We start from the raw sequence: 12,010 nt of genomic DNA on the forward strand, positions 1-12,010 counted from the left end.
AAAACGAATCGAAAGCATGTACATCAAAAAGGTCAGCATCCAAAATATCCGCTCCATTGATCATTTTGAAATGGAGTTTGAGGAGCCTGCAGGCTGGCATGTGGTTATTGGGGATAACGGGAGCGGAAAGTCGAGCGTGGTGCGGGCAATTTCATTGTGTTTGATTGGGCCAAGGGATGCACAGGCGCTTCGTTTACCACTTATTGATTGGATTAGGAAGGGAGAAAATGAAGCGGATGTATCCCTTTCAATTCAATTGGATTCCGAATATGACATGATTGCACAGGTTTCACAGGTATCTTTATTCCATCCTACAGGTGATATTACACCTGCTAAAATAAAAATTTTCAAAGAGTTTAATTCCGGTTTTGAGCTTGGAAAAATCAAAGATAATACTGACGGTTTGTTTAGCCCTACAAGCTATGTTTGGAGTGGGGAATATGGCTGGTTTTCAGCGGCATTTGGTCCTTTTCGCCGATTTACAGGCGGGGAAAAAGAATGGTCCAAAGTATATAGATCTAACCCTAAAGCTGCAGCCCATCTTTCAATTTTTGGAGAAGATGTTGCCCTGACTGAGAGCATAGAGTGGCTTTCACATATGAAATTTCAAAGTCTTGAGAAAGATAAAAATGCCATCAATATTCTTGAAGCAATCAAAAAATTCATTAATGCTGGAAATCTTTTACCAAATGGAGTAATTATTCATGATGTAACATCAGAGGGCGTCTTTTTTAAAGATTCAAATAGTTTTCAGATTGATGTTACCCAATTGAGTGATGGCTATCGTTCAATGCTTAGCATGCTTTTTGAATTGATCCGACAACTAGTTAAAACTTATGGTGAAGCTCGGACCTTTGATAGAATTAGGCAAAATGACCTAATTATTGATTTAGCTGGTGTAGTCCTTATCGACGAAGTCGACGCCCACCTCCACCCCTCCTGGCAAACCCGCATCGGCCAATGGTTCACCAAATACTTTCCCAACATTCAATTTATTGTCACCACCCACAGCCCGCTCGTATGCCGTGCATGTGAAAAAGGCAGTATCTGGCATTTGGCTGCTCCAGGCTCAGATGAAGAATCAGGTGAAATTACTGGCATCGCCAGAAAAAGACTCATTTATGGGAATATTTTAGATGCCTATGGTACAGAAGCATTTGGGGACAACGTCAGCATCAGCGAAGATGCCGCGTTGAAGCGCAATCGGCTTGGAGAATTGTATGAAAAATCGATGCTGGGGCTTATCAACAAAAAAGAAGAGCTTGAATTTGAAGAGCTCAAAGCCATACTGCCAACTTTTAAAGTAAATGCTCCTAAAGCTCAATGATACAACTGCCTGCACATCTTACCCCATCTGATGAAGTTTTGGCGCAACTCCGTGCTTACCAGGCTGAGATCATTGGCGACTTTGCCACCAAACAAGCTTTGGTGAAGCGTAAGACTATACCTGGATTTGCCAGTCGCAATAAACCGAACAATCCAACTTTTAAAGCCATTCGCCAAGTCCTTTCTGATATGTGCCCTGGTGCGCGTCGCTGTGCTTATTGTGAAGATTCCGTTGCCGACGAAGTTGAACACATTTATCCCAAAGATTTATTTCCTGATAAGTGTTATGAGTGGCTAAACTACCTGTATGCTTGCGGCCCATGCAACGGCCCTAAAAATAACCAGTTTGCTGTGTTTCTTGCCAATGGGGATATGGTGGTGCTAAATTCTGATCAAGAACCACCCCATGATTCAAGCGTACTCATCAACCCTCGACTAGAAAATGGTCTGGATTTTTGCAGACTAGACCTAATGTCTTTCCACTTTAAAATCATTGCCCCTGAAGGCACACGAGAACACCTCCGAGCAGACTATACGATTAACACTGTACTGCGGCTGAATCTCCAAAGGGAATACCTTGTAGAAGCTAGAGAAAACGCCTACCTAAACTACAAAAGCAGGCTTGGTTTTTATCGTACCAAAAAAGAGAGTAACGCTCCTGACAGTCAGCTCGATAAAATGGTTGAGCAATTGAAAAAAGAAGCTCATCCCAGCGTTTGGAAAGAAATGCAAAGAAGTCATCAAGAAGGGTTATTGGCAAGTATCGACCCTGACTTAGACGATCTCTTCCTAACCTGCCCCGAAGCATTAGCATGGTAAACCCCCACAACGGATAAGCCCTGAAAGGGCGACATCCCTCCAAGGAAGGGTGCCGCCCTTTCGATATCGATCAGACTATATCGATCACACTACTCCGATCCCATCTCCTCAATTATCATCCTCATCAAACAAATCATCCGAGCTCAGCATATCCGCCAAAGTATCCCGGAACGACAACTTCGATTCCAACATATCCTTGCTGATCACCTGAAATTCCGAGAGGCCGTGTAGCACCAGTTCCATATAGAGGTACTGCTCATCGCCTTGCACTTGTGGGAGGTTGGATTCTACAAATTTGCGTAGGCCAGCAACACCATCCAGGGCGGCACGGTAATCCTTGTCGCTCATGTCGTTGAGCAAGTTGAGGGCATTGCCACCGCTGAACCAGGCGCGAATCACTCCGTATGGATCGCGGTCGCGGCCTTTGCGCAGTTTGTCGGGATCGGGGAAATGATCGAGGAACAATTTTTTCACCGCTTTGCCCAGGAGGTTGATGGCCACCAGATAAGGGCCTTCCTGCTCCCCTTCGTATACCAACTCTACTTTCCCGGTAATGGCGGGCACCACCCCCCAGAAATCGGTGAGGCGGGCTACCGTTTTGTCTTCCCGGTTGATCAACAGTCGGCGTTCAGCAGTACTGACCAGGTTTTCGTAACCTGAGATGGTCAAACGCGCTGAGACCCCACTTTTTGAATCGACAAATTCACTGTCCCGCGCTTCAAAAGCAATTTGTTCCAGCAAAATTTGCAACAAATCCGGCACATATACCTGCGCACGTTGCTCTGCCGTCAATTTGGCTTCCTGCTGGGTGATGCTGCGGGCAATTTCGATCGTTTTCGGGTAGTGGGTGAGGATTTGGCTTTCAATCCGGTCTTTCAGCGGCGTAATGATGCTGCCCCGGTTGGTATAATCTTCAGGGTTGGCCGTAAACAAAAACTGGATATCCAGCGGCAAACGTAGTTTAAAACCCCGAATCTGGATGTCACCTTCCTGCAAAATATTGAACAAGGATACCTGAATCCGCGCCTGCAAATCCGGCAATTCATTGATCACAAAAATGCTGCGGTGCGCCCTCGGAACGAGTCCAAAGTGGATCACGCGCTCATCGGAGTAGGCCATTTTGAGCGTTGCGGCCTTGATGGGGTCTACATCGCCAATGAGGTCGGCCACACTTACGTCGGGGGTAGCCAGTTTTTCAACATACCGATCGCTGCGGTGCATCCACTCCACGGGAGTATCGTCGCCCATTTCGGCGATCAAATCTTTGGCGTAACGCGAGATTGGATTCAGCGGATCGTCATTTAATTCACTTCCACCAACTACGGGAATGTACTCATCCAGGAGATTGACCAAAAGGCGGGCAATCCTGGTTTTGGCCTGGCCACGCAAGCCCAACAACAAAATATTGTGTCGGGAAAGCACTGCGCGTTCGATATCGGGTAGAACCGTATCTTCGAAGCCAATCACGCCTTCAAAAATTGTTTCCCGTTTTTTGATTTTGTCAATCAGGTTGGCCCGGAGTTCTTCTTTTACCGATTTTGCACGATAATTGCTGGCCTTTAAGGCACCTAGTGTAGTAATGGAATTCATCTGTGCGGAAGCGTTTAAAAAGCTTGTTAGAAGAAAAGAAAACGATTGAAAATCGATATAGTTTTGACCCCAGTCTAAACAATCGACATTTCTGCTGCAAAAACTTTAATTTTAAGCCTTGTATGACGCAAAAAATTACTTCCCGATTTTTTTTGAGGCTTTTGAATAGGAAGCTCACTTGAAATGAACCGTTCGACTTCCTATTCAAAACCCAAATCGGGAAGTTAATTTTTCTGCGTTACTTAATTGCCAAAAACACAACTGACATGAAAAAACTAGTAGTCTTTGGATTGCTGCTATCCGTTTCATTTTTATTATCGGGTTGTATCAACATCATTGAAGAAATGACCCTCAATAAAAATGGCAAAGGTTTGTACTCTCTGACCATCGACATGAGTTCCATCCTACAATTGGGTTCGCTAAAAGACCTAATGAACCAAGCTGGTGCAGATGCAGATGCCCAGAAAAAGTTAGGCATGGATAAAATGGAAAAAGATACCACCATTTACTTCAAAGACATGCCCGCCGATCTTAAGGAACAAACGGGAGACGCCAAATTTTGGGACAAAGCCAAAATGACCATGAAAATGAGCGAGTCCGAGAAAAAACTGGTCATGCAAATGAGCCTCGACTTTGACAAAATGGAAGACATCGAGTTTTTCTACAAAAACCTGGGGACCTTGATGAAAGAAGGTGCTGGTGAAATGGGCGGAATGCCTACGGAAGGTTTAACACCTGCCGGGGTCGCTTTTAAACTGGCGAAAAAATCGCTCACTCGCCTCCCCACACCCAAAGCCGAGAATCAGCCCAGCGGAGAAGACCTCGAAATGATGAAAATGTTCATGGGTACCGCCAAGTACACCACCATCTACCACCTTCCCAATCGGGTGAAAAAAGTCAAAATGGCCAACGCCAAAATTGACGGCAATACCGTAACCATCGAGAATTCCATGTTGGACATCATGGAAGGAAAAGCCAAATTAGAAGGACAAATTAGTTTTTAAGAAAGTTGAGTAGGTTGAGGGAGGTGTAGAAAGGTTGAGGCTCCGCAGGCGACGTTGACAATGCCGCTTGAGAAGCCTCAACCTTCCTCAACCTTCCTCAACCTTCCTAAACCTTTTATCATGATCGACCGACTGAAAAAAGCATTCCAAGAGGCCTCCGACGCCATCATGGATCAAGCAGGTAGCCTAGGCGAAAACGCCAAAGAACGCGGCTACCAAATGATTGAAGAGTGGCTGCGCATTTTCCCACGTATGCAAGCATATGGGTTGGAAATGGTCAATTTTTCCTTGACTGTAGCCCTCAGCCCATCTCTGGAAGTAGAAATGCGCGGCAAGCATGAAGATTTTTCACCCGAAAGGCTGGATGAAATTTTGAAAGAAAACAAGGGTAGTGCCGCGATGGTCTCCGTTTTCACCACCATCAAAAGCACTTATTCCTTGTACCGCAGCACCGCAAATCCGCTGAACGATCCACTGATTGTGCGCATGAAAATCAAAATCACCCCGGAAATCAAGGTGACCATCGGTCAGGCCTGGACTTAAATGGTTTAAGCGCAAAGAACACAAAGACCGTGCAAATACAAAGTGTCGTCAACGTCTAACTTTGTGTCCTTTGTGCTGCCATTGTGTCCTTTGTGCTTAAAAATGTCGCTTTGTGTCCTCTATTTCAACAACTCCAAATGCCCCAAATGGTGCCGACTGTGCCAATGGTACAACGCCAATACCTTCCCCAACGGGTTTTTCACCGTGCCAAATTCCGGATGATAATAGCCCTGGTTTTCCCAATCTTTGATGTCCTTTAAAATACAAACCCAACGGGTATGGACATCCTCCAGAATCCTCAAGGACACCTCGATCGGTAATTTGGAATCCGGTAAGGTCGCCCAGCGGTCTTCCATATAAGGTTTAATGGTCGGAAAATCTTCGGTTAAAGACAATTTGAAGCGAACATACGCATTCATGTGGCTATCGGCGATGTGGTGAATCACCTGGCGCCCCGTCCAACCATCGGGCCGATAAGGACTATCCAACTGTTTTGCACTTAAAGATTCGGCAGTTTGCCGAAATACCTGCGGGAATTTCTCAAGGTAAGCGATCCATTCCTGAATCATGGCGGGTGTAACGGTTTCCGGCTTGACAAATTTGCCAACCGGGTACTGCAGAGAAGATAGGTCTGTAGACATAGTTTGAGTGTATGTTTGGGTGTAACAATTAAAAGCAGGACTTCAAAATTTTAAAAAATAAAGGAATAAAGCAATAGGGGTAGAAAAATCATTGAATCAAAACTTGCACATTGGAGTGCAACCACAAAAAAGAAGCGGGCAATTGGGTGCTGATTTTAGCTTCCATTAGCCGCTGTGTGATCTCTACTTTTGTCTGCCCTGAAATGAGCAATAAAACTTCCTTGGCCGCCAAAATATCACTCATTCCAAGGGTCAGGCCGTACAATTTTACACCTTGCATGTCCTTTGCCATGCTGTGCCCTAGTGAATCTTCAGTAAGTTGGGCAATGTGGCAATGCGGCTGCAAAAACGCTCCAGGTTCATTGAAGGCCAGATGACCATTCATCCCCAGTCCAAGTACACACAAATCGATTGGGCCCTCTTTTTGCAGCAGTTTTTGAATTCTAGTGCATTCTTGTTGCGGATCTGCTGGATTGCTTTGGAAGGAAAAGTAGCGATCCGCAAGAATGTTTAAAGGTTGTAACAAGTGCTCCTGAAGATACGCTTCACAAGTGCCCGGATGATCCATGGGAGCACCACCCCATTCGTCCAATTTGAAAATGCGCAGTTTATTGCTTGGAAAAAGTGTGCGTTGGGCAACCAGATTTTGGTAGGTAGCTGTAGGCGTATTGCCTGTGGCAGCACAAAGCAACAGATCGGGTTTCTTTTGAATGGCCTGGAGAATGATTTGGCTGGCTGCTGCGGCAAGGGCTGTTTCTGAGTCAAAGTGTTGAATGTGCATAGGGTAAATTTTTAACCTGATCCTATTAATGCCCTAAAAATACTTGAGCAACTCACTATCCCGATCAAAATCCAGACAAAGCTTCAAATCTAAGGTAATTGTTCCGCTTCTTGTTTCTCGCGACGCCCCCGTAAGTGCATCATCACCAAAAATGCACCAAAAGATACAACATGATTTAACCTGAACCAGGGAGCATCAATCACGATCGCCAAAGGGCTATCCCAAAGTTTCAACAAATAAGCTAGTCCGCTCAAAGCCGCCCAACATACAATCAGTAATTCCCAAGTCTTAAATTTACGGTTGTTCATAATATTCTATTTCTATTCAATTTAAATTTTTTCTGCTCGATTGTCAAACTGAAATTGCTTCCCCACCCACCAAATCATACCAGGCCCGGCTATACAAATTATCACTCAGCAACAGCCTCTCATGATCCCCCATTGCCCCAATTCGCCCTGCTTCAATCACATACACCCGATCCGCAGCGCGGGCCGTGCGCAGGCGGTGAGTAAGTACAATGATGCCCATTTGGGATTTCAGTTGGGTCAATAGCTGCAATACAAAACCCTCCGTATCCCGATCCAGTGCGGCGGTAGGTTCATCCAGCAGCAGGAGTTCAGGCTGGCGGTACAAGGCACGTGCTAGCGCGACCAACTGCTTTTGGCCCCCAGAAAGGTTCACGCCCTCCTCGCCCAGTAGGGTCGCGTAGCCATTCGGGAATTGAGCGAAGTAGGGATCAAAACCGTAGGCCGTAAAAAATGCCTGCAATGCCTCTGGGTCTTTTAGCTCTTCGCCTAGCAAAATATTGTCCAGCAAAGTGCCATTGAAGAGTTTGATCTCCTGGGGCACCACGCCCAGTTTAGCCCGCCAATTTTCGTAGCCCAACAAGTCCAAATCCAGCCCATTCACCTTGATTTGGCCTGCTTCAGCGGGGTAGAATTTTTGCAAAATCTGCAAGAGTGTACTTTTGCCACAACCACTTTCGCCCAGAATGCTGATCCATTCTCCTCGGCGCACCTGAAAGTCAATATCCTCCAGCAAGCGCTTGCGACCCGGAAAACGGAAGGCCAGATTTTCTATCCGCAATTCCTCAAATTGCTGGATGCCTGCCCTAGGTTGCTCTGCTTCTAATTCGTACTCAGTATCCAAGGCAGCAAACTCGTACATGCGGTCAAAAGCCACCCGGGCTTCTTGCAGCAGCAGATTTGCGGACGACAATTGTGCCGCTGCGGCCACCAGCGCCGCCGCCATTTGCAGCAGCGCGATCAAGCCACCTGTACTCAATCCCCCCTGCAAGGTTTGCCAGCCCGCCCAGGCAATCACACCCGCCAAAAACAGCGTGCCGATGGCCTCGGCTACCAGTCCAAACCTAGCTCCCGTCAGCCCCAATTGGTACAAGGTTTGCTGAAATACCCCAAAAATGTTTTGGGTGACGCGTGCAAATACATCCTGTCGATTGGCGATTTTGATCACTCCCACGCCCTGGATCGTATCGATGTAATGGCTTTCGGTGAAGGCATAGGTGGCCATGGTTTGGCGTTGTTGTTGCAAAATGGGCTTATGAAAACGCCACACCACCCCCAAAAACAGCGGCAACCACAGCAGCGCAGCCAAACCCACTTGCCAACTGTACACAAATAGAAAACCCAGGGCGGTAAACAAACTCAGGACCTCAATCAAGGCACTACCCGCCAGAGCAGCTACGGTGCGCTGGATGCGTTGGGTATCGTTGAGGCGAGCAATGAGGTCACCCGTTTTGCGGTTGTCAAAAAAAGCCTTGGGCAAATGCAACAGGCTTTGGTAAAAACTGCCAGTGAGGCGCAGGTTCATCTCCCGGCTTTGGCGCAGCAACAAAATTTGTCGGATGAAGCCCATGCCTGCTCGGGCCAGTAATAAAAAGAACAAGAGCCCGGTGCCCAGCAGCAGCCGGGTGGCATCTTTCTGGGGAATAATCTGATCCACCAGTTTTTGAGAAAACAGCGCCAAGGCCAGGCTCAGGATGGAGGCCACAAGTCCCAACGCCAGCGCCATACTCAGAATGGGTACGTCTTCGCGCACCAGATTCCAAAACCAGCGCCGTTTGTTGAATTGTTGGGCAGTGGTTTGGGGTAATTTTTCGGTAGGCTTCAGCAAGAGCAGGGCCTTGCTTTGCCAAATGTTCAGCAGGGCTTCCGGGCTCATCCAGGTAGTGTGAGGCTCGGCGGGATCACTGATCAAAAAAGTGCCCCGCTGGGCATCCCAGCCATAACAAAGGATAAAATGCTGGAGGTGTTGCTCCTTGATGACGTGCAGGATACACAAATCGGCGCAGTCTTGTAGGCTCTGCACATCCGCCTCGTAGCCATCGGCCTCAAAGCCCACTCGCTGGGCAGCTTGCAAAAGCCCCAACAAAGTGGTACCCTGGGTGGAAGTGCCACTCCATTCGCGCAGGCGCTCCAAGGGAGCAGTAGCGGTATGAAAACGCAAGGCACTGAGCAGGCAAGCGGGCCCGCAGTCGCTTTGGTCGTGCTGGCGCTGGTGGGCTTTAGTGGCGAGTTTTGGGTTCATTGTGTAGGTATTTTAACAGCGCGGCGGGTTTGGTTTCACCTTTGTAGTGCTTCAACAATTGGCCATCCTGGCCGTATATCCATACCGAGGGCACCGAGCTGGAGCCAAAGCTGTGCACAAATACATCGGCAGTATCGCTCATCCAGTGTACATTGGGCGCTTGATCCAGTTGGTGTTCCTGCGCAAAATGGCGAATGCTGCTGCTATCGGCGGCGCTGATCCAGATCAATTGAGTGGAGCGGAAGTCATCCAACTGCTTTTGGATGGCCTCTGCTTCGTAGTTGCAATGGTCGCATTCGGGATGGAAATAAAAGATGATACTGGACTGTTTGTTTGGGGGATAGCTGAAGGGAGCCAGGGGCTGAAAGGGTAGCCTGGCGGGGCGTTGGGCGGTTTGGGCCATGACCTGCTTTTTCCTGGACTGGGCTTCGATGGTTTTGCGCAGCAGGAGAAATATCACTGCTGAGAGGAAGGTGACTAGGAGGAAGAGAAGCAGGGGGCGTGGGTTGAGGGTTCTCACATGTTAATAGTTTGGATTTTCCTTATTACTTTGAAATCGAAGGAAGGAATTTTTTTTCAATTCCCGCTTTTTCTTGTTCCCCCACGCCACAAAAAAATGAAAGCTGCAAATAAAAATGATGTAGCAATGTAATAGTAGTTTGGCTCGATTACCTTGAGTAACATTAGAACCGATACCATCATAACCAATGCCATTACCCCGAATACAATTCTTTTGGTATTCATATTTTTGACTATATTAGATACCAGCAATTCCTCCAATCAAGTCAATGGTTGAAAAAATCATATTCAAATTTTTACACATTAATAATTAATATGCACCATCAACATGAAAATAAGAATTGCTGGCGATTAATTGAAAAATGAGTTCAGAACAAATCACTTAAATAATTGGATGCCACCGTAAACAGCACACCCCACATTAATTCCACCCCAAACCCAAGCTGCAGCTCCTCCAGTTGCAACGGTAGCGCCAGCCAAAACGGCTAAACCTATACCTGCATCAACTGCTGCCACAGTAACACAAAACCCATCAAGAAATTTACTACCACCTTCTAAAATGGCAATTTCATTGACATTTAACTTTCTCATTGCATTAATTTTTTGTTAATTATCAATACAGTTAATACCTGCTATCGTTTGCCAATACAGTTAATACCTGCTATCGGTGCACCAGGAACTACTGCCCAAGCTGCCAGCACTGCTCCAGCCGCGACCCCTCCCGTAACTAAAGTCGCAATTGCCAGTCCTCCTACAAAAAGACCAGCCGCAATCCCCCAGCCTTCACCACAACTAATTCCTCCCCCATTAATCACTTCCATCTGTTTAAAAGACAAAGCATTCATAATTTATTGGTTTTTAGTGTAAAAAATATTCCCGAACCTTCTTTTAGGAGCTGCCAGGATAATTCGGCTCCGTCGGTTGCGCAACCTATTCTTTCTGTGCTCTGGGATTTTTGTCCAGAATGAGTTCATTGTCATCTTTATAAAGACCACAAACAGCCACCAAAGCAGGATGTCGGCGAACAGGCATAGGGTTGTAAGTAGCGTTTGGGATGCTAATAGCAATGAACAAGACCGCATAGCCCTGCCAAGTCACCATTTAGAACGTACTTTAATTTGATAAATCCCTCTCGCGCGCCGAGGAATACCTTATCTCAACTCCCCACTAGGAGCCAAAATTCACCTGCAAATACACCAAAAACAAAGACCACAGCACCACACCCACGCCATAAGTCGCAGCTACAAAACCCAAGCCGCCTCTTCGCTCACTCAATTGCCGAACCCCCGCCACCAGCAGCACCCAAAACAATACCTCAAACACATTCACAAAGCTCACGGGTACAAGCAACAACTCCGGGATATTCTCCTTGCCCAACCAACCCAGCAGCGAAAACCAATCCGCTCGATAAATGTCCTCCAAGCTTTGGATGTTGCTGAGCAGCAAAATCAAGGTTTGTAACACTTTGCCGACCGCAATCACCGTCATGGCGCGCACCACCAACGTAAAAAAACTGCGATAGGAAATCCTCCAATCCAGCAAAATCGCTCCAATGAACATACACGCTGCAATACAAGCCATCTGCACCAAAAGTACCACCGGAATCAACACATACCCGACCCACTTCCACTTGGCCTGCAAACCCAACAAAGCATCAATACGCTCCACATCCAACTGCTCACCCAGTATATGGTAATACACCTCCTTGGTCATGATCACCTGATCCTGGATGAAAAACACCAGTAGCGACACAAAGCACAGCACCCCAAAGGTTTCCCAGGTGCGCAGCCCCCATACACCATCGCGATTCGTCTGTTTGTTTGGATTTATATTGATTACTTGAGACATTGTTTTGCTGTTTTGTCTATCACAAAATTACAGCACTCCAAATTCCCATTTTGTAAAAGTTTGTCAAAATTTGTAAAGGTTTGTAAAGCCCCTCAAACAAAAACACCCCACTGAGTAGTGAGGTGTCATTTTTTTAATAAAACAATGTTCAGGTTTTACCGGCCCGCCCTTGAAGGGGTATGGTCGGTTTTGAGATTGGGTTTCCCTAGCTTGATGTAGACCAACTCTACTTCAGAAGGGGATAAGAGAACACGAGCAGGGAGAACTATTCCGGCTCTTTTTAACCAACTGTAAAACGTAGGACGGCTTACACCATACTCCTGCGCCAGTAGGTCGCGGGTTTTGCCAGCACTCATACAGAAACAGATTATTGGGTTAGTAATCATCGTCAA

14 protein-coding genes are annotated in these 12,010 nt (G+C 46.8%); 4 read left to right on the top strand and 10 right to left on the bottom strand.

Annotated elements, in window-relative coordinates:
- Positions 1-16 precede the first annotated feature (16 nt).
- Together ACEW9O_RS26130 and ACEW9O_RS26135 are read left to right on the top strand one after the other, a co-directional pair.
- Positions 17-1,327: an AAA family ATPase gene (locus ACEW9O_RS26130; RefSeq protein WP_373553174.1), complete on the top strand. Its 1,311-nt coding sequence runs from the start codon at positions 17-19 to the stop codon at positions 1,325-1,327.
- A complete protein-coding gene (locus ACEW9O_RS26135; RefSeq protein WP_373553175.1) occupies positions 1,324-2,145 on the top strand; it encodes an aminoglycoside phosphotransferase in 822 nt (273 codons plus the stop codon). Before ACEW9O_RS26130 ends, ACEW9O_RS26135 begins: the two co-directional genes overlap by 4 nt.
- 108 nt (positions 2,146-2,253) lie before the next feature.
- Here ACEW9O_RS26135 and ACEW9O_RS26140 read toward each other — a convergent pair whose 3' ends face one another.
- Positions 2,254-3,735 carry a magnesium chelatase gene (locus ACEW9O_RS26140; protein ID WP_373553176.1) on the bottom strand — a complete coding sequence of 494 codons (1,482 nt, stop codon included), beginning with the start codon at positions 3,733-3,735 and terminating at the stop codon, positions 2,254-2,256.
- A gap of 266 nt (positions 3,736-4,001) precedes the next feature.
- Between ACEW9O_RS26140 and ACEW9O_RS26145 the strand changes: the two genes are divergently transcribed.
- Both ACEW9O_RS26145 and ACEW9O_RS26150 read left to right on the top strand, forming a co-directional pair.
- Entirely contained in the window at positions 4,002-4,739 is a 738-nt protein-coding gene (locus tag ACEW9O_RS26145) for a hypothetical protein (protein WP_373553177.1), read from the top strand.
- Between the two features lie 120 nt (positions 4,740-4,859).
- On the top strand, positions 4,860-5,282 hold the full coding sequence (locus ACEW9O_RS26150) for a hypothetical protein (protein ID WP_373553178.1): 423 nt from the start codon (positions 4,860-4,862) through the stop codon (positions 5,280-5,282).
- Between the two features lie 119 nt (positions 5,283-5,401).
- Here the strand turns inward: ACEW9O_RS26150 and ACEW9O_RS26155 are convergent, their stop codons facing one another.
- The 9 genes from ACEW9O_RS26155 to ACEW9O_RS26195 all read right to left on the bottom strand — a co-directional run bounded on the left by ACEW9O_RS26155 (position 5,402) and on the right by ACEW9O_RS26195 (position 11,974).
- Positions 5,402-5,923: a YfiT family bacillithiol transferase gene (locus tag ACEW9O_RS26155; protein ID WP_373553179.1), complete on the bottom strand. Its 522-nt coding sequence runs from the start codon at positions 5,921-5,923 to the stop codon at positions 5,402-5,404.
- A gap of 88 nt (positions 5,924-6,011) precedes the next feature.
- Positions 6,012-6,704: a galactosamine-6-phosphate isomerase gene (locus ACEW9O_RS26160; protein WP_373553180.1), complete on the bottom strand. Its 693-nt coding sequence runs from the start codon at positions 6,702-6,704 to the stop codon at positions 6,012-6,014.
- A gap of 89 nt (positions 6,705-6,793) precedes the next feature.
- A complete protein-coding gene (locus ACEW9O_RS26165) occupies positions 6,794-7,012 on the bottom strand; it encodes a hypothetical protein (RefSeq protein WP_373553181.1) in 219 nt (72 codons plus the stop codon).
- 43 nt (positions 7,013-7,055) lie between these two features.
- Positions 7,056-9,251, bottom strand: coding sequence for a peptidase domain-containing ABC transporter (locus ACEW9O_RS26170; protein ID WP_373553182.1), 2,196 nt, complete (start codon positions 9,249-9,251; stop codon positions 7,056-7,058).
- Positions 9,229-9,771: a peroxiredoxin family protein gene (locus tag ACEW9O_RS26175; RefSeq protein WP_373553183.1), complete on the bottom strand. Its 543-nt coding sequence runs from the start codon at positions 9,769-9,771 to the stop codon at positions 9,229-9,231. Before ACEW9O_RS26175 ends, ACEW9O_RS26170 begins: the two co-directional genes overlap by 23 nt.
- Before the next feature lie 377 nt (positions 9,772-10,148).
- Positions 10,149-10,361, bottom strand: coding sequence for a hypothetical protein (locus tag ACEW9O_RS26180; protein ID WP_373553184.1), 213 nt, complete (start codon positions 10,359-10,361; stop codon positions 10,149-10,151).
- A 41-nt stretch (positions 10,362-10,402) separates the two neighbouring features.
- Positions 10,403-10,615, bottom strand: coding sequence for a hypothetical protein (locus ACEW9O_RS26185; RefSeq protein ID WP_373553185.1), 213 nt, complete (start codon positions 10,613-10,615; stop codon positions 10,403-10,405).
- 322 nt (positions 10,616-10,937) lie between these two features.
- Complete coding sequence (locus tag ACEW9O_RS26190; RefSeq protein ID WP_373553186.1) at positions 10,938-11,618, bottom strand: hypothetical protein; 681 nt, start codon at positions 11,616-11,618, stop codon at positions 10,938-10,940.
- A gap of 155 nt (positions 11,619-11,773) precedes the next feature.
- Positions 11,774-11,974: a hypothetical protein gene (locus tag ACEW9O_RS26195; protein ID WP_373553187.1), complete on the bottom strand. Its 201-nt coding sequence runs from the start codon at positions 11,972-11,974 to the stop codon at positions 11,774-11,776.
- Between the last annotated feature and the right edge of the window lie 36 nt (positions 11,975-12,010).

The organism is Haliscomenobacter sp. (genome assembly GCF_041740695.1).
Classification (GTDB): Bacteria; Bacteroidota; Bacteroidia; order Chitinophagales; family Saprospiraceae; genus Haliscomenobacter.